The organism is Cupriavidus sp. 05T41 (assembly GCF_056396525.1).
The window spans coordinates 1-18,661 of record NZ_JBFTLQ010000134.1 but is presented as its reverse complement, the minus strand read 5'-3'; the positions used below and the strand labels follow the sequence as shown (position 1 = coordinate 18,661).

Here is an 18,661-nt window from a genome sequence, read left to right as displayed (position 1 = left end):
CGCCGGCCTGGAGCAGCTCGCCGCCGCTGGCCGGCGGCGCCAGTGCGCGCAGGMGCGCGTCGCGCTCCGCGCGGGGCAGGTCGCCGATGCGCCTGGCGGCAGCATAGAAGGCAGCCCAGTCGCCGCCGCTTTGCGCCAGCAGCACCGTGAAGGCCGGCACCCACTGCTGGTAGGTGGCCACCGCGGCCAGTTGCGCATTGGTCAGCGGGCGCTCGAACCAGCGGTCGTAGCCGCTGTAGCCGCCCCACTCCTCCTTGAGCCGGGCATAGCGCGCGCGCAGGGCAGCGAAGATCTCCGCCTTGCGGGCACGCTTGGCCTCGTCCGGCAGCGGCGAGCGGTACAGCGCGTCGAGGCGGTCGCGCGTATCCAGCAACATGGCGCGGAACTGCAGGCGGCGCATATCGTACTGGCGGTAGCTGGCGCGCGCATCGGGCGAAGCCGCCAGCGCCAGCCAGCGTTCCACGCCGGCGGTCTCCACCGCGGTGGCGAAGGATTCGTTGAAGGTGGTGTCGTTGCGCACGTAGACCACCTGGTGCGCCAGTTCGTGGAAGATMAGCCTGGCCAGCTCGCCCTCGGGCTGGTAGACGAAGGTATTGAGCAGCGGATCATCGAAGTAGCCCAGCGTGGAATATGCCGGGATGCCGGCCACGTAGGGCTCGAGCCCTTCCTTGCGCAGGCCTTCGGCATAGTGGTCGGCGTCGGCCTGAGCGTAGTAGCCGCGGTAACTGATGCACCCCACCACCAGGAAGCACCACTTGTGCAGCTCCATCGACAGCTCCGGGGTGGCGAACACGCTCCACACCACATAGGGCCGGTGCAGGTTGGCATAGCGCCGGTAGCTGCCGTTGTCGGGCAGCTTGAGTTCCTGCGAGGCAAAGTCGCGGATGCTGCCCGCCAGGGCCAGGCGCTGCGCCAGCCGCGTGTCCTTGGCCTGCTGTGCGGCGGCGATCGCGTCCGGCAGCGGCCGCGCCTCGGCCATCAGGCCGAGGTGCCCGCCGATCGACTGCGCGTAGTAGCCGACCGTGTCGCAGCCGGCCAGCACGGCTGCGAGCCCCAGCAAGGCCAGGGTTCGCAGCACGCGGGACGGCCGGCGGCTCATGACAGCATGGGCTCCGCCCGGGCGGCAGCCGCGGCGGGCGCGGCTTCGACCTGCACCAGGCAGTCGTAGAACACCGGCGCGCGGCCCAGGTCGGTCAGGCGCTGGCTGGTCAGCTCATTGGCATTCTTGCCGTCCGGCGCCAGCTTCTTCCACCAGATCGACAGCCCTACCACCAGCCCGCGCCGCGCGCGGTCGGTCACGCGGGCGCGCGCCAGCAGGCTGCCGCGGTCGTTGAAGGCGCGCACCATGACGCCGTTGGCGATGCCGCGCGCGGCGGCGTCCTCCGGGTGGATGTCGAGGTGCGGCTCGCCCTCGGTGGCGCGCAGGCTGTCGACATTGACGAAGGTGCTGTTGAGGAAATTGCGCGCCGGCGGCGAGATCATCGCCAGCGGATAGCGCGCGGCCAGCTCCGGGGCGGTCGCCGGGGTCTCGTACGGCGCCACGTAGCCGGGCAGCGGGTCGAGGCCGTCGCGGCGCATGGCTTCCGAGTAGAACTCGCACTTGCCCGAAGCCGTGGCGAAGCCGCCCGCGGCCAGCGGCGCGGCCGGCAGGTTGAGCTTCTGCCAGCCTTGCTCCTTGAGCGACTCCCAGCTGATGCCGGCGGCGCGCGGGTCCGTGGCCACGATGGCCTGCGCGGCGATCTCCTCATCGCTGTCGGCGAAGCACGGCTCGGCGAAGCCCATGCGCTGCGCCAGCCGGCGGAAGATMTCGGTGTTCGGCAGCGCCTCGCCGAGCGGGGCGACGGCCTGGTTGTTGGCCAGGAAATAGGTGTGGCCGTAGGCCTTGTGCACGTCCACGTGCTCGAGCTGGGTGGTGGCGGGCAGCAGGATGTCGGCGTAGTCGGCGGTATCGGTGCGGAACTGTTCCAGTACCACCGTGAAGAGGTCCTCGCGCGCGAAGCCCCGCGCGACGCTGGCGGAGTCGGGGGCGACCGCCACCGGGTTGCTGTTGTAGACCACCAGGGCCTCGATCTTCGGGCCCTGGTCGCTGTCGCCGGCATCCAGCAGCGCATCGCCGATGGTGCTCATGTTGACCGTGCGCGGCAGCGCCGGCAGGCCCGGCAGCAGGTCCGGGCGCTGCAGCGCCTGGTTGTCGACCGGGAAAAAGCCCGAGGTGGACAATTGCAGGCCGCCGGCGGCGTGGCGCCAGGCGCCGACCAGCGACGGCAGGCTGGCCACCGCGCGCACGGCCTGGCCGCCGCCGTGGGAGCGCTGCATGCCGTAGTTGAGGCGGATCGCCACCGGCTGGCGCTCGCGCACCGCCAGGTTGCCGTATAGCCCGGCCAGCCATTCGATGTCCGCCGCATCGATGCCGCACAGCGCGGCCGCGCGCGCCGGGCTGAATGCCTGGGCGCGCTCGCGCAGCGCATCGAAGCCCAGCGTGTGGTTGACGATGTACTCGTGGTCGAGCAGGTCGTCGCGCATCAGCACGTGCATGATGGCCAGCGCCAGCGCGCCGTCGGTGCCCGGCATGKGGGCGATATGGCGGTGGCATTTCTCGGCGGTCAGCGAGCGGTAGGGATCGATCGCCACCAGCGTGGCGCCGCGCCGCTTGGCTTCCTGCACGCGTGTCCAGAAATGCAGGTTGGAGGCGATCGGGTTGCCGCCCCAGATGATGATGAGCCGGGCGTCGGCCACATGCTCGATATCCATGCCGATGCTGGCGCCGTAGGTATAGCGCAGCGCGGTGKYGCCTGCGCTGGCGCAGATGGTGCGGTCCAGCAGCGAGGCGCCGAGCTTGTGGAAGAAGCGCGCCGCCATGCTCTCGCCCTGCACCAGGCCCATGGTGCCGGCATAGCTGTAGGGCACGATCGCCTGCGCGTCGCGCGCGGCGATGGCCGACAGGCGCGTGGCCACGGTGTCGAGCGCCTCGTCCCAGGAAATCGGCACGAACTTCCCCTCGCCCTTGGCGCCGACGCGCTTCATCGGCGCCAGCAGGCGGTCGCGGTGGTAGGTGCGGTCCGTGTAGCGCGATACCTTGGTGCACAGCACGCCCTGGGTGCCGGGATGGTCGGGATCGCCGGCCACCTTGATGGCGCGCCCGTCCTCGACGGTGACGAGCAAGGCGCAGGTATCGGGACAATCGTGCGGACAGGCTGCACGGACGATGCGGGGGGCCATGGACTCTCCTGGCAAACGGATAGGGGCGGCGGTGCGGCCGGTGCCGGGTGGCTGGGCGGCCGGGCGGTCACATGCTGCGGGGCTGCCGGTGCCGCCGCGCTTGCCGCACAGCTATGCCAGCCTGCTTCGGGCGTATGCGCGGGCCTGGCGTGTTGTACGCCGGCGTCGCCCCGACGAGCGCCGCTGGGGAAATTGCTAGGCTCYGATTGTATTCGATTATGATAGCCCGGCGCCGCGCCGGGCTATCACGCCACGGCCGGCGGCACGGCAGCGCCGGCAGAGACCGGCAAGCATTCACGGGTAAAGAAACTTACCGTTTTCACKGGGTAATCATGCAAGTGCATTCTGGGGTCAGGGCCTGGCGCATCGCCGGCCTGCTGGTGGCGTGCGCCATCGGCTCGTTMATCGCCAGMGCCGGCGCGCAGAACGGTTCGCAAGGCAGCGCGCAGAACGGCGTCAGCGCCGATGCCATCCTGCTGGGCCAGTCGGCCGCCCTCACCGGGCCCACCTCGGTGCTCGGCAAGCAGATGAATGCAGGCGCACTGCTCTATTTCGACTACGTCAACCAGCACGGCGGCGTCTACGGCCGCAAGATCGAGCTCAAGGCGCTCGACGACTACTACGAGCCGGACGTCGCGGCCAAGAACACCCGCACCCTGATCGACGAAGACCACGCCTTTGCCCTGTTCGGCTACGTGGGCACCGCCACCAGCGAGGCGTCCCTGCCGCTGGCCACGCAAGCCCGGGTGCCGTTCTTCGCCCCGTTCACGGGTGTGCAGTCGCTGCGCCAGCCGTTCAACCGCTACGCCTTCCATGTGCGCGCCGGCTACAACGAGGAAACCGCCGCCATCCTGCGGCAGATCCAGACCACGGGCCTCAAGCGCGTGGCCGTCGTCTACAACGACGACGCCTTTGGCAAGGCCGGGGTCGACGGGCTCKAGCGCGCGCTCAAGGCATCGCCCGACAGCGGCGTGCAGATCGTCGCGCGCGAGGGGGTGGTGCGCAACACCACGGAAATCGGCGACGCCATGCAGGGTTCGATGAGGGCCAAGCCGGATGCGGTGGTCATGATCAGCGCGTACAAGACCGCCGGCGCCTTCGTCAAGGAAGCGCTGCGGCGCGGCTATAACGGCCAGTTCTACAACGTGTCCTTCGTCGGCACGCAGGCGCTGGCCAAGGAAGTGGGCCCGAAGGGCAGCGGCGTGATCATCTCGCAGGTCATGCCCCACCCCGGCAACGCGACGCTGCCGGTGGTGCGCGAATACCTGCGCCTGCTGCAGGCGGCGGGCAAGCCCAACGAGTTCGACTACGCCAGCATCGAAGGCTTCATCGCCGCCAAGGCGATGGTCGAAGGCCTGCGCCGCGCCGGCAAAGACCTCACCCGCGAGAAGCTGATGGCGGCGCTGGAGACCATGAAGAGTTTCGACCTGGGCGGCTTTGTCGTCAATTTCGGACCGGACAGCCATGTCGGCTCGAAATTCGTCGAGATGACCATCATCAACTCGCGCGGGCAGGTCATCCGCTGAGGTCTTCAGAGCACCGTTGGGTGATGCCTGGCCAAGCCCACCCCGGGCTCTGCTTGTCTGCCCTCCCCCGCTTGCCGGCTTGCGGGCTTGCGGGGACGAGGGCGGGCGCCGGCCATGACGCCACGCGCGCGCCAGCCGCTTACGCCATATCGTTCAAATGGCAGGCCGAGAAGCGCTGCGGCGCGATTTCCCTGAGCAGCGGCTGTTCCTCCCGGCAGCGCGGCATGGMATGCGGGCAGCGCGGGTGGAAATGGCAGCCCGGCGGCGGGTTCAGCGGCGAGGGAATCTCGCCCTTGATGGCCACGAAGGTCTTCTTGCCGACCTCCAGCTTGGGCGCCTCGGCCAGCAGCGCCTGGGTATAGGGATGGTTGGGGCTGGCGAACACATCTTCTGCCGGCGCCGACTCCACTACCCGCCCCAGGTACATGATCACCACGCGGTCGCTGATGTGCTTGACCACGCCCAGGTCATGGCTGATGAAGAGRTASGTMAGGTTGAGATCCTGGCGCAGGCGCATGAACAGGTTCAGCACCTGSGCCTGGATCGASACATCGAGYGCGGCSACCGATTCGTCGCASACCAGGAAYTCCGGCTTGACCGCCAGGGCGCGCGCAATGCCGATGCGGGCCCGCTGCCCGCCCGAGAACTGGTGCGGGAAGCGGCGCAGCACGGTGGGATCCATGCCCACGCGCACCAGCATGTCCTCCACATAGCGCTTCTGCTCGCCGCGCGGCACCATGCCGTGCACCACCGGGGCCTCGCCGACGATGTCCATCACGCGCAGGCGCGGGTTCAGCGAAGCATAGGGATCCTGGAAGATCATCTGGATCGCCAGCTGCTTCTCGCGTTTCTTCTCTGGCGGCAGGCGATCCAGGTCCACGCCCTTCCAGCGGMGCGCGCCTTCGGTCAGCGAATGCAGGCCGACCGCCATGCGCCCCAGCGTGGACTTGCCGCAGCCGGATTCGCCGACCAGGCCGACCACTTCGCCGGTGCGGATGGACAGGTCGACGCGATCCACGGCGTGCACGACCTCTTCGCGCGCGCCGGCGCCGAACAGGTTGGCGATCCTGGCGGCGGTGTCGAGCGACTTGACGAAGCGCTTGGAGACGCCTTCCAGTTCGAGGATCGGCGCGCTGGGCGTGGGTTCGGCGGTGGGTTCCGGCATATTGGAAGCGAGGGCGGGGTCAACGACGGCGGCACTCATGCGGCCTCCTGCTGGGACAGAACCGGATGGAAGCAGCGCAGGTGGCGCCCGTMGGCCGCGGTGTCGAGCGGGGGCGGCGTCTTGCACACGTCGGTGGCGTAGGCGCAGCGCTCGCGGAACGCGCAGCCGGATGGCAGGTTCAGCAGCGACGGCGTCATGCCGGGGATCTGCCGCAGCGGCGCGCCGCGCGGATTGCGCGACGGCGCCGAGCTGATCAGCCCGTGGGTGTAGGGGTGCTCGGGCCGCTCCAGGACCTGCCGCACGTCCCCGGATTCGACGATCTTGCCGGCGTACATCACGCACACCGCATCGGCCAGGCCCGCCACCACGGACAGGTCATGGGTGATCCAGATCAGCGCGGTGCMGGATTCGCGGCACAGCTTCTGCATCTCGTAGAGAATCTGTCCCTGGATGGTCACGTCGAGCGCGGTGGTGGGCTCGTCGGCGATGATCAGGTCGGGCTTGTTGAGCAGCGCGATGGCGATCGCCACGCGCTGGCGCATGCCGCCCGAGAACTGGTGCGGATAGGCCTGCAGGCGCTCGTCCGGCGAAGGAATGCCCACGCGCGCCAGCGCGTTGCGGGCGCGTTCGCGCGCCACCGCCTTGCCGATCTTCTCGTGCGCCAGCACCGCCTCGATCATCTGCGTGTCGATGCGCAGGACCGGGTTGAGCGTCATCATCGGGTCCTGGAAGATCATCGCGATGCGGTTGCCGCGCACGTCGCGCATCTGGCCCGGCGTGAKGCGGCGCAGGTCGCGCGTGATGCCGTCGCGGCTGGTCAGCTCGATGCGGCCGTCCATCACTTTGCCGGGCGGATCGATCAGGCCCATGATCGAGTAGCCGGTCATCGATTTGCCCGAACCGGACTCGCCCACCAGTCCCATGATCTCGCCGCGGCCGACCGAGAACGAGACGTCGTCGACGGCGCGCGCCACGCCGGCGCGCGTGAAGAACTGGGTCTTGAGACCTTCCACCAGCAGGGTAGGCTTGCTCATGTTCGCTCCTGTCGTGCTGCGTTACTGCGTCTGCAGGCGCGGATTGAGGACGTCGCGCAACTGGTCGGCGACCAGGTTCATGGCCACGATGGTGACCACCAGCGCGATGCCGGGGAAGAAGCTGATCCAGTACTTGCCCGAGAGCATGTACTGCTGGCCGTTGGCGATCAGCGAGCCCAGCGACGGCTCGGTGATGGGCACGCCMAGGCCGAGAAAGGACAGCGTGGCCTCGAGCGTGATGGCCGAGGCCACCTGCAGCGCCGCGATCACGATCAGCGGCGGCAGGCAGTTGGGCAGCAGGTGGCGGAACATGATCCGCCCCGGCGGCAGGCCCAGGCAAGTGGCGGCCTCGATGTATTCCTTGCGGCGCTCCACCAGCGCCGCGCTGCGCGTGGTGCGGGCGTAGTAGGCCCACTGCACCGCCACCAGCGCGATCACGATATTGCCGAGGCCGGGGCGCAGGAAGGCCAGCAGGATCAGCGCCAGCAGGATGGGMGGGAACGACAGTTGCAGGTCGGCCACGCGCATGATGATGGCCTCGGTGCGCCCGCCGAGGAAGCCGGCGATCAGTCCCAGCGTGGCGCCCAGCAGCAGCGCGATCACGGTGCTGACCACGCCCACGCCGATGCTGATGCGCAGGCCATACATCACCGCCGAAAGGATGTCGCGGCCCTGCTCGTCCGAGCCGAGCAGGAAGGTCATGCCGCCGGCGGATTGCTCGCCCGGCGCCAGCCGCGCGTCCAGCACGTCGAGCGTGGCCAGGTCATACGGGTTCTGCGGCGACAGCAGCGGTGCGAACAGCGCGATCAGTACGATCACGATCAGCAGCGCCAGGCCGGTGACGGCGATCTTGCTGGCGAAGAACTGGGCGGCGAAGCGCCGCAGCGGGGTCTGCTCGGCGCGCGGCGCCGGCGCCGCCGTGGTTTCGGTTGCGGTTGTCATGGCTCAGCCCTTGTTGTCGGCGATACGCACGCGCGGATCGAGCACGCTGTAGATGATGTCCACGAACAGGTTGATCAGGATGAACAGCGTCACGATCACCATCAGGTAGGCCACGATCACGGGCCGGTCGAGCAGCTGGATCGAGTCGATGATCAGCTTGCCCATGCCCGGCCAGGCGAAGATCGATTCGGTCACGATGGCGAACGCGATGATCGAGCCGAACTGCAGCGCAATCACCGTKACGATCGGGATCATGATGTTCTTGAGCACATGCACGCCGACGATGCGGGTGTTGGACAGGCCCTTGGCGCGCGCGAACTTGACGTAGTCCTGCAGCATCGCCTCCTGCGTCCCGGCGCGCGTGAGCCGGATCACCATGGCGATATTGAGCAGCGACAGCGTCACTGCGGGCAGCAGCAGGTGGCGCAGGCCRTCCACCGTGAGGAAGCTGACCGGGATGCCCAGCAGCGAGGCGGTCTCGCCGCGCCCGTTGGACGGCAGCCAGCMGAGTTGCACGGCGAACACCATGATCAGCATCAGGCCGACCCAGAAGGTGGGCAGCGAGAAGCCGAGGATGGACACGCCCATGATGGTCTTGCCCGCCACGCCGCCGGGGCGCAGGCCGGCCCACAGGCCGAGCGGAATGCCGAGCAGCACGGCCAGCAGGATGGCGCAGATGGCGAGCTCCATGGTGGCCGGCATGCGTTCGAAGATCAGCTTGAGCGCGGGCGTGCCGTGCGCGAACGACATGCCKAGATCGCCGTGCAGCGCGTTGCGCAGGAAGATCCAGTATTGTTCCCAGAGGGGCTTGTCGAGCCCGAGCGCCGCAATGGTGCGCTTGATGTCTTCCTGGTCGGCCTGAGGATTGATCAGGATGTCGACCGGGTTGCCGATGGCGAAGACGCCGAGGAAAACGAGCAGCGACATGACGAAGAGCACGACCACGCTCTGCATCAGGCGCMGGATGATGAAGACCAGCATGTTCGGAAGCTTTCCTTCGCCGGCGTCGGCCACCGCGCCTGTTGGGCGCCGCGTGGCTGCACCGGCAGTCGGCTTGTGGCTAGGCCCGGCTACCGTCCGGGGTTGATTCGCCGGGAGGCGGCCGCCGAGACCGCGGTCGCCTCCCGTTGCAAGCCGCCAGGCGCGCGCGCGGGGCGCGCCATCAGGCCGCGCGCCCCGCCGTCACGTCACTGCGGCCGGAAATTGTGCGCGTACGTCCGTTMGTCGGTACGCGGCACATAGATGATGCCCTTCTGGGTGGCCCAGGTGGTCACCTGTTGGTGGATCGGGATGATACCGCCATCGTTGACGGCGATCGCGGTGGCTTCCTGCAGCAGCTTGGAGCGCTCCGGGTCATCCACGGTGGACAAGGCCTTCTMAAGCACCACGTCCATCTTCGGATTGCAGTATTCGCCCCAGTTGACGTTGCCGAAGCCCTTCTTGGCATCCTCGCAGGCGAGCAGCGCGCGCAGCGGCGAGCTCACCTCGCCGGTCTGCGCGCCCCAGCCCAGCAGCCCGAACGAGAATTCATGCTTGACGCCCTTGGCCGAGTAGGTCGCCATCGGCATGCCTTCGACCTTGGTCGCGATACCGATGCGGGTCAGGTTCTGGGCGATGGTCTGGGCGATCTTCTCGTCGTTGACATAGCGGTTGTTCGGCGTGTGCAGGGTGATGCCGAAGCCGTTCGGGTAGCCGGCTTCCGCCAGCAGCTTCTTGGCGCCTTCGGGGTCGTACTTGACCGTCTTCAGGTTCGGGTTGTAGCCGAACAGCGTGGGCGGCACCAGGTTGTTGGTCGGCTCGGACAGGCCTTCCATCAGGCGATCCTTGATGCCCTGGCGGTTGATCGCCATGCTGACGGCGGTGCGCACCCGCGCGTCCTTCATCGGGTTCTTGTCCATCGGCGCGCCTTCCTTGGTCGTGACGAACGGCGACTTGTCGCGCTTGTCATCCGAATAAAGGTAGATCACGCGGTGCGAAATCTTCGAGAAGAAGCTCAGCTTCGGATCCTTGCGCACCTGCGGCAGGTCCGGGGTCGGCACGTTCTCTATGGCCTGCACGTCACCGGCCAGCAGCGCCGCCATGCGCGTGGCCCCGTTCGGGATGAAGCGCAGCGTCACCTTGTCCCAGGCCGGCTTGGGACCCCAGTAGTCGGGGTTCTTCACGAGTTCGACCCGGTCGTCGCGCGCATAGCTCACGAACTTGAACGGACCGGTGCCGACCATGCCCTTGCCCTGCGCGAAATCGTCCGAGGTCAGGCCTTGCGTGGCCTTCTTCTGCACGACGAAGATCGACGTGAGGTCGTTCAGCATCAGCGGGTAAGGCGCGTTGGTGGTCAGCTGGATGGTGTACTTGTCGATCACCTTCTTGTTGATGATCGCCTTGGTGTAGACGTCGAACTTGCCGGGGCTGTTCTGGATCGTGGCCGGGCGGTCGAGCGACCAGACGATATCGTCGGTGGTCAGTTCCGAGCCGTCATGGAACTTCACTCCCTTGCGGATCTTGAATTCCCAGGTCAGGTTGTTGACGAGCTTCCAGGACTCGGCCAGGCCGGGGATGATCTTGCTGTCCGCGTCCATCTTCACCAGGCACTCGAAGATGTGCTCGGAGACATTGATGTTGGAGAACAGGTTGTAGAAGTGCGGATCCATCGAGGTCGGCGGCGAACTCATGGCCAGCTTGAAATCCACTGCGTGTGCCTGGCCGGCGAAACCGAAGCTCATGGCCGCGGTCACCACCATGGCACCAAATGCCTTCTTGCTTGTGCGAAGGGACATCGCGCAACTCTCCCGGGAAGAAATGTAGCAAACGACTACTAGGGGCAGCGAAGCCGTATGGGGCCGCGCGCCGCATTTTGGTGCGGCTGCCGGCGCAATACGCGGCAACGTTGCCGGACAGGCACATCAAGCATGAACTGTTCCAGCAGTGGTACCCGGGGGGCAATGCGGAGAAACCCCCGCGCGCAGGATGCGCCGCAACATGCGCTTGCGGCGCGCCTTGGGGCATACCCTGCGCGCACGCGCCACGCTCTGTGCCGCTTTGGCGCTTTGCCGGCAGCCGTCGTATGATCCGGTTATCCCTCGCCCAAACTGGCATCATGACACTCCTCCCCGAAATTCTTAAGGCGCAGTCCGAGATCCGCGCCATCCGCCGCGATATCCACGCCCACCCCGAACTCTGCTTCAAGGAAGAACGCACGTCCGACGTGGTGGCGAAKACGCTCGCCGGCTGGGGCATCGAAGTCCATCGCGGCCTTGGCACCACCGGCCTGGTTGGCGTGATCCGCAATGGCAACGGCAAGCGCAGCATCGGCCTGCGCGCGGACATGGACGCCCTGCCGCTGCAGGAGGCCAACACGTTCGGCCATCGCTCGCAGAATGACGGGCGCATGCACGCCTGCGGCCATGACGGCCACACTGCCATGCTGCTCGGCGCGGCCCGCTACCTGGCCGAGCACCGTCATTTCGACGGCACCGTCAACCTGATCTTCCAGCCGGCCGAGGAAGGCGGCGGCGGCGCGCGCGAGATGATCAAGGACGGCCTGTTCGAGCGCTTCCCCTGCGATGCCGTGTTCGGCATGCACAACTGGCCCGGCATGCCGGCCGGCTATTTCGGTACCACGCCGGGGCCGCTGATGGCATCGAGCAATGAATTCCGCATCGTCGTGCATGGCAAGGGCGCGCACGCAGCGCTGCCGCACAACGGCAACGACCCGGTCTTTGCCGGCACGCAGATCGTTTCCGCGCTGCAGGGCATCATCACGCGCAACAAGCGCCCGATCGACGCCGCGGTGATCTCGGTCACGCAATTCCACGCCGGCGATGCCACCAATATCGTGCCGGATCAGGCGTGGATCGGCGGCACCGTGCGCACCTTCACGCTGCCGGTGCTGGACCTGATCGAGCGCCGCATGGAAGAAGTGGCCAAGGCGGTCGCCAGCGCATTCGATTGCACCGTCGAATTCCAGTTTCACCGGAACTACCCGCCCACGGTGAACAGCGAGGCGGAAACGGCGTTCGCGGTCGAAGTGGCTGGCGAGCTGGTGGGGCCGGGCAACGTCGACGGCAAGATCGAACCGACCATGGGGGCCGAGGACTTCTCCTTCATGCTGCTGGAAAAGCCGGGCTGCTACCTGTTCATCGGCAATGGCGAAGGCACGCATCGCGAAGCCGGTCACGGCATCGGCCCCTGCATGCTGCATAACCCCAGCTACGACTTCAACGACGAGATCCTGCCGGTTGGCTCGACGTTCTTCGTCAAGCTGGTCGAGAAATGGCTCGCGCCGGCCTGAGGCCGCGCATGACGCGTCTGGGCTGCAAATAGAAAAGCGCCGGGGTCCGGCGCTTTTTTCCTTGGACGGTGCCGGCCGATGCCGATGTCCTCAGTCGAGCGCGATGTCGCCGTACCAGCTTTCCGCGCGGCTCTTGGTGTTGTCGGTGTCGGTCATGATGCCGATGGCCACCACCTTGCCGGGATCGACACCGAACGCCTTGCGGTAGTCGGCGCGCAGGTCGCGACGATGGCAGCGCCATTCGTTGGTGTGCGCGGTGCCGGAGTCCACGACGATCATGCGCACGCGCTCCGTATGCGGGTTGGACACCACCGCGCCCTCCGGCTTGCGGCCGCCCCAGATGTACATCAGCGTGGCATAGGGCATCTCGCGCCCGGTAGTCAGCCGCGCCATTTCGTACATCAGCTGGTCCTTGAGCGAGAGGCTGCCTTTGTCGCCGTCGAACGCCACGAAGATGCGCAGCGGCGCATCCTCGCGGGGCGCCTGGGTGTTGTCGGCGGAGCGAATCACGTCGCGCGTCTTCCAGGTCCAGTTGAGCATGCCGGCATCGCGGCTGACCAGTGGAACATACAACCCGGACGCCGAACTGTCGGCTTCTGCATGCAACACGACGCGTTGATCGACTTCCGCCAGGGAATAGCGCGTAGGAATCTTGTTGCGATTGACCGTCCAAGGCTGCCAGCCAGGAGGGTCGGTCCGCCCCGACGGGATGGCAGAGAATAGCGGCAAGCGAGTCAGCAGTGGTGGCTCGGCGGCGTCGCTGAGTTGCTCGCCTTCCCCACCGGCGGTGTTTGCCGCCACGAGTTTCTGTACAGCGTGTCCGAGCAGCGCGGCATCCGCGTCAGGCGGATTGCCCTGTTTCAGCGTCTCGATATGCGCGGCAAAACGATCGCAATCGATTGCCGATGGCGCAGCAATGGCGCCCGGCCCCGATTCCACGGCCGCCGTGCGGACCGCGGGAGCCTGTCCCACCGTGCCGCAACCCGCCAAAATGAGCGCGCCTACCACGCCGGTCAATACCGGCAGGCAAAATCTGGCCGCCATCAGTCCCCCAAACCTGTATTCCACCACCGGTCACGGCCTGCGTACTGAGGGGTTTCAAGGGAGAGCCTGGCGATTACCTACTTTCACACGGGTAATCCGCACTATCATCGGCGTGGAGTCGTTTCACGGTCCTGTTCGGGATGGGAAGGGGTGGTTCCAACTCGCTATGGTCACCAGGCATAAACGGTGTGCCGTGCCGGCGTTGAGCCAGCACAGCAAATAGGGATGTAGTCAGGTTGCGAGGTATCGGCCGAGCTTTGCAGCGGCACGCGATACGTCATACCAGGAGAAACACACTGGTTATAGGATCAAGCCTTACGGGCAATTAGTACTGGTTAGCTTAACGCATTACTGCGCTTCCACACCCAGCCTATCAACGTCCTGGTCTCGAACGACCCTTCAAGGAGGTCAAGCCTCCAGGGAATCCTCATCTTCAGGCGAGTTTCCCGCTTAGATGCTTTCAGCGGTTATCTCTTCCGTACATAGCTACCCTGCGATGCCTCTGGCGAGACAACAGGTACACCAGCGGTACGTCCACTCCGGTCCTCTCGTACTAGGAGCAGCCCCCGTCAAGATTCCAACGCCCACGGCAGATAGGGACCAAACTGTCTCACGACGTTTTAAACCCAGCTCACGTACCTCTTTAAATGGCGAACAGCCATACCCTTGGGACCGGCTACAGCCCCAGGATGAGATGAGCCGACATCGAGGTGCCAAACACCGCCGTCGATATGAACTCTTGGGCGGTATCAGCCTGTTATCCCCAGAGTACCTTTTATCCGTTGAGCGATGGCCCTTCCATTCAGAACCACCGGATCACTATGTCCTGCTTTCGCACCTGCTCGACTTGTCGGTCTCGCAGTTAAGCACGCTTTTGCCATTGCACTTTAGGTACGATGTCCGACCGTACCAAGCGTACCTTCGAACTCCTCCGTTACACTTTGGGAGGAGACCGCCCCAGTCAAACTGCCTACCATGCACTGTCCCCGAYCCGGATTCACGGRCCAAGGTTAGAACCTCAAACAAACCAGGGTGGTATTTCAAGGACGGCTCCACGCAGACTAGCGTCCACGCTTCAAAGCCTCCCACCTATCCTACACAGATCGGTTCAAAGTCCAATGCAAAGCTACAGTAAAGGTTCATGGGGTCTTTCCGTCTAGCCGCGGGGAGATTGCATCATCACAAACACTTCAACTTCGCTGAGTCTCGGGAGGAGACAGTGTGGCCATCGTTACGCCATTCGTGCAGGTCGGAACTTACCCGACAAGGAATTTCGCTACCTTAGGACCGTTATAGTTACGGCCGCCGTTTACCGGGACTTCAATCAAGAGCTTGCACCCCATCATTTAATCTTCCGGCACCGGGCAGGCGTCACACCCTATACGTCCACTTTCGTGTTTGCAGAGTGCTGTGTTTTTATTAAACAGTCGCAGCCACCATTTTATTGCAACCCCTTCACCCTCCTGGCGCAGGCCAGTCAAGCTACAAGGGCGTACCTTATCCCGAAGTTACGGTACCAATTTGCCGAGTTCCTTCTCCCGAGTTCTCTCAAGCGCCTTAGAATACTCATCTCGCCCACCTGTGTCGGTTTGCGGTACGGTCTCGTATGACTGAAGCTTAGAGGCTTTTCTTGGAACCACTTCCAATTGCTTCGCAGCACTAGGCCGCTCGCCCCATATCCTTGAATTCCGCGCCCGGATTTGCCTAAGCGCCTTCTCCAATACAGGGACCGGGACTTCCAACACCCGGACAACCTTCCGCGATCCGTCCCCCCATCGCATCATACGACGGTGCAGGAATATTAACCTGCTTCCCATCAGCTACGCATCTCTGCCTCGCCTTAGGGGCCGACTCACCCTACGCCGATGAACGTTGCGTAGGAAACCTTGGGCTTACGGCGAGGGGGCTTTTCACCCCCTTTATCGCTACTCATGTCAGCATTCGCACTTCTGATACCTCCAGCATCCTTTACAAGACACCTTCACAGGCTTACAGAACGCTCTCCTACCATGCGTGCACTCCTTTAAATCCACTTCACTTGCTACCCAACATCACTGTTGGGCGCTTTGTCGATGCTGCGCATCGACAAGCAAGGTGCACTTAAAGGAATGCACGCATCCGCAGCTTCGGTGACTGGCTTAGCCCCGTTACATCTTCCGCGCAGGACGACTCGATCAGTGAGCTATTACGCTTTCTTTAAAGGGTGGCTGCTTCTAAGCCAACCTCCTGACTGTTTTAGCCTTCCCACTTCGTTTCCCACTTAGCCAATCTTAGGGACCTTAGCTGGCGGTCTGGGTTGTTTCCCTCTTGACACCGGACGTTAGCACCCGATGTCTGTCTCCCGTGATTGCACTCTTCGGTATTCGGAGTTTGCTATGGCGGGGTAATCAGCAATAGACCCCCCAACCATGACAGTGCTCTACCCCCGAAGGTGAGACACGAGGCACTACCTAAATAGTTTTCGGAGAGAACCAGCTATTTCCAGACTTGTTTAGCCTTTCACCCCTATCCACAGCTCATCCCCTAACTTTTCAACGTTAGTGGGTTCGGTCCTCCAGTACGTGTTACCGCACCTTCAACCTGGCCATGGATAGATCGTCTGGTTTCGGGTCTACACCCAGCGACTGAACGCCCTATTCGGACTCGCTTTCGCTACGCCTTCCCTAATCGGTTAAGCTTGCCACTGAATGTAAGTCGCTGACCCATTATACAAAAGGTACGCCGTCACCCCGCTTTAAGCGCTCTCGCGCTTAAACCGCTTTGCGCGYCAGTGGTGCTATTTCACACTGGAGTCTTTTGACGATTTTCACTACCGTGAAAATCGCCGAAAGCGCTTAAAGCGGGGCTCCGACTGTTTGTATGCATGCGGTTTCAGGATCTATTTCACTCCCCTCCCGGGGTTCTTTTCGCCTTTCCCTCACGGTACTGGTTCACTATCGGTCGATCACGAGTATTTAGCCTTGGAGGATGGTCCCCCCATCTTCAGACAGGATTTCACGTGTCCCGCCCTACTTGTCGTACACCTAGTTCCACAACGCTGTTTTCGCATACAGGGCTATCACCTGCTATGGCCGRCCTTTCCAGACCGTTCTGCTAACAACACTGCTAAAGAGTACAAGGCTCTTCCCATTTCGTTCGCCACTACTCTGGGAATCTCGGTTGATTTCTGTTCCTGCAGCTACTTAGATGTTTCAGTTCGCCGCGTTCGCTTCCCTGACCTATGTATTCAGTCAGGGATGACCCATWCGGGCCGGGTTTCCCCATTCGGACATCTCCGGATCAAAGCTTGTTTGCCAGCTACAGGATGAGTTCTCGCATTTGTGCCGTATTCCAAGTCATCTTTCGATCACTTAAATACATTTCGGTTGATACAATCACAACCCGGTATCGTGTTTTGTACTGCAGCGTCTCATCAACGCTTCACGACACCTTTACTACATCCCATATTGTTAAAGAACAGCCGAGCGGGACTTGGTCCCGCATCGTCTTGGCCAAGGCCAAAGGCAAACGCTCAATCCTAAGCGCTTGCCTTTGACGACCAATCCCAAGGTACAACAGTAAATGGTGGAGGATGACGGGATCGAACCGACGACCCCCTGCTTGCAAAGCAGGTGCTCTCCCAGCTGAGCTAATCCCCCMATACTGCTGCGAGGCTCAACATCGAACCATCGTCCGTAACTTGGTGGGTCTGGTAGGACTTGAACCTACGACCCCCGCCTTATCAAGACGGTGCTCTAACCACCTGAGCTACAGACCCTTGGCTGTAACAGCAAACAAACCTGAAAGGAGGTGATCCAGCCGCACCTTCCGATACGGCTACCTTGTTACGACTTCACCCCAGTCATGAACCCTGCCGTGGTAATCGCCCTCCTTGCGGTTAGGCTAACTACTTCTGGCAAAACCCACTCCCATGGTGTGACGGGCGGTGTGTACAAGACCCGGGAACGTATTCACCGCGGCATGCTGATCCGCGATTACTAGCGATTCCAGCTTCACGTAGTCGAGTTGCAGACTACGATCCGGACTACGATGCGTTTTCTGGGATTAGCTCCCCCTCGCGGGTTGGCAACCCTCTGTACGCACCATTGTATGACGTGTGAAGCCCTACCCATAAGGGCCATGAGGACTTGACGTCATCCCCACCTTCCTCCGGTTTGTCACCGGCAGTCTCTCTAGAGTGCCCTTTCGTAGCAACTAGAGACAAGGGTTGCGCTCGTTGCGGGACTTAACCCAACATCTCACGACACGAGCTGACGACAGCCATGCAGCACCTGTGTCCACTTTCTCTTTCGAGCACCTGATGCATCTCTGCTTCGTTAGTGGCATGTCAAGGGTAGGTAAGGTTTTTCGCGTTGCATCGAATTAATCCACATCATCCACCGCTTGTGCGGGTCCCCGTCAATTCCTTTGAGTTTTAATCTTGCGACCGTACTCCCCAGGCGGTCAACTTCACGCGTTAGCTACGTTACTGAAGAAATGAATCCCCAACAACTAGTTGACATCGTTTAGGGCGTGGACTACCAGGGTATCTAATCCTGTTTGCTCCCCACGCTTTCGTGCATGAGCGTCAGTGACGTCCCAGGGGGCTGCCTTCGCCATCGGTATTCCTCCACATCTCTACGCATTTCACTGCTACACGTGGAATTCTACCCCCCTCTGACATACTCTAGCCTTGCAGTCACAAGCGCCATTCCCAAGTTGAGCTCGGGGATTTCACGCCTGTCTTACAAAACCGCCTGCGCACGCTTTACGCCCAGTAATTCCGATTAACGCTCGCACCCTACGTATTACCGCGGCTGCTGGCACGTAGTTAGCCGGTGCTTATTCTTCCGGTACCGTCATCCCCCCGAGGTATTAACCCAGAGGATTTCTTTCCGGACAAAAGTGCTTTACAACCCGAAGGCCTTCTTCACACACGCGGCATTGCTGGATCAGGGTTGCCCCCATTGTCCAAAATTCCCCACTGCTGCCTCCCGTAGGAGTCTGGGCCGTGTCTCAGTCCCAGTGTGGCTGATCGTCCTCTCAGACCAGCTACTGATCGTCGCCTTGGTAGGCTTTTACCCTACCAACTAGCTAATCAGACATCGGCCGCTCCTATCGCGCGAGGCCTTRCGGTCCCCCGCTTTCACCCTCAGGTCGTATGCGGTATTAGCTAATCTTTCGACTAGTTATCCCCCACGACAGGGCACGTTCCGATGTATTACTCACCCGTTCGCCACTCGCCACCAGGATTGCTCCCGTGCTGCCGTTCGACTTGCATGTGTAAGGCATGCCGCCAGCGTTCAATCTGAGCCAGGATCAAACTCTTCAGTTCAATACCTGTGTGGTGCCGAAGCACCTCGCTCTTTCGAGCGGTCGCTCACTCTCAGAAAACTGACTCGATCCTCCCGAAGAAGAACCGAACATGTTTTACTGTGCGAGCACTTTATAACTTGTAAGCTCC

10 protein-coding genes, 2 tRNA genes and 3 rRNA genes are annotated in these 18,661 nt (G+C 63.3%); 2 read left to right on the top strand and 13 right to left on the bottom strand.

The window, feature by feature from the left end; translation table 11 throughout:
• Together AC1DKV_RS38425 and AC1DKV_RS38420 are read right to left on the bottom strand one after the other, a co-directional pair.
• A partial coding sequence (locus AC1DKV_RS38425) for an aminopeptidase (protein ID WP_477139527.1) occupies positions 1-1,099 on the bottom strand: 1,099 nt, incomplete at its 3' end.
• Positions 1,096-3,219, bottom strand: a complete 2,124-nt coding sequence (locus AC1DKV_RS38420) for a molybdopterin-containing oxidoreductase family protein (RefSeq protein WP_477139526.1) — start codon at positions 3,217-3,219, stop codon at positions 1,096-1,098. The genes AC1DKV_RS38425 and AC1DKV_RS38420, both read right to left, overlap by 4 nt.
• A gap of 332 nt (positions 3,220-3,551) precedes the next feature.
• Here AC1DKV_RS38420 and AC1DKV_RS38415 point away from each other — a divergent pair, with 332 nt between their 5' ends.
• Positions 3,552-4,745 carry an ABC transporter substrate-binding protein gene (locus AC1DKV_RS38415; protein ID WP_477139525.1) on the top strand — a complete coding sequence of 398 codons (1,194 nt, stop codon included), beginning with the start codon at positions 3,552-3,554 and terminating at the stop codon, positions 4,743-4,745.
• 139 nt (positions 4,746-4,884) lie between these two features.
• Here the strand turns inward: AC1DKV_RS38415 and AC1DKV_RS38410 are convergent, their stop codons facing one another.
• From AC1DKV_RS38410 to AC1DKV_RS38390, 5 genes are all read right to left on the bottom strand, one after another.
• Positions 4,885-5,949, bottom strand: a complete 1,065-nt coding sequence (locus AC1DKV_RS38410; RefSeq protein ID WP_477139524.1) for an ABC transporter ATP-binding protein — start codon at positions 5,947-5,949, stop codon at positions 4,885-4,887.
• Complete coding sequence (locus AC1DKV_RS38405) at positions 5,946-6,944, bottom strand: ABC transporter ATP-binding protein (protein ID WP_477139523.1); 999 nt, start codon at positions 6,942-6,944, stop codon at positions 5,946-5,948. The genes AC1DKV_RS38410 and AC1DKV_RS38405 overlap by 4 nt, the downstream gene beginning before the upstream one ends.
• 21 nt (positions 6,945-6,965) lie before the next feature.
• Positions 6,966-7,886: an ABC transporter permease gene (locus tag AC1DKV_RS38400; RefSeq protein WP_441624175.1), complete on the bottom strand. Its 921-nt coding sequence runs from the start codon at positions 7,884-7,886 to the stop codon at positions 6,966-6,968.
• Positions 7,887-7,889: 3 nt separating this feature from the next.
• Positions 7,890-8,867: an ABC transporter permease gene (locus tag AC1DKV_RS38395; RefSeq protein ID WP_477139522.1), complete on the bottom strand. Its 978-nt coding sequence runs from the start codon at positions 8,865-8,867 to the stop codon at positions 7,890-7,892.
• A gap of 206 nt (positions 8,868-9,073) precedes the next feature.
• Positions 9,074-10,660 (bottom strand): ABC transporter substrate-binding protein, encoded by a 1,587-nt coding sequence (locus AC1DKV_RS38390; protein ID WP_477139521.1) that lies wholly within the window; start codon positions 10,658-10,660, stop codon positions 9,074-9,076.
• Between the two features lie 320 nt (positions 10,661-10,980).
• Here AC1DKV_RS38390 and AC1DKV_RS38385 point away from each other — a divergent pair, with 320 nt between their 5' ends.
• Positions 10,981-12,174, top strand: a complete 1,194-nt coding sequence (locus AC1DKV_RS38385) for a M20 aminoacylase family protein (protein WP_477139520.1) — start codon at positions 10,981-10,983, stop codon at positions 12,172-12,174.
• Positions 12,175-12,264: 90 nt separating this feature from the next.
• On the opposite strand, the gene AC1DKV_RS38380 is transcribed toward AC1DKV_RS38385, so the two are convergent.
• From AC1DKV_RS38380 to AC1DKV_RS38355, 6 genes are all read right to left on the bottom strand, one after another.
• A complete protein-coding gene (locus AC1DKV_RS38380; protein ID WP_441624167.1) occupies positions 12,265-13,218 on the bottom strand; it encodes a DUF3047 domain-containing protein in 954 nt (317 codons plus the stop codon).
• A 64-nt stretch (positions 13,219-13,282) separates the two neighbouring features.
• Positions 13,283-13,396 (bottom strand): 5S ribosomal RNA (gene rrf / locus AC1DKV_RS38375).
• 126 nt (positions 13,397-13,522) lie between these two features.
• Positions 13,523-16,589 (bottom strand): 23S ribosomal RNA (locus AC1DKV_RS38370).
• Between the two features lie 191 nt (positions 16,590-16,780).
• Positions 16,781-16,856: transfer RNA gene (locus AC1DKV_RS38365), tRNA-Ala, on the bottom strand.
• 42 nt (positions 16,857-16,898) lie between these two features.
• Positions 16,899-16,975 (bottom strand) — tRNA-Ile (locus AC1DKV_RS38360).
• Positions 16,976-17,000: 25 nt separating this feature from the next.
• A 16S ribosomal RNA gene (locus AC1DKV_RS38355) occupies positions 17,001-18,532 on the bottom strand.
• Together the 16S, 23S and 5S rRNA genes with 2 tRNA genes alongside form the textbook arrangement of a ribosomal RNA operon.
• Positions 18,533-18,661 lie beyond the last annotated feature (129 nt).

Coding starts and splice junctions, on each gene's coding strand:
- AC1DKV_RS38380 (WP_441624167.1), bottom strand. CDS start 13,218: ATGGCGGCCAGATTTTGCCTGCCGGTATTGACCGGCGTGGTAGGCGCG.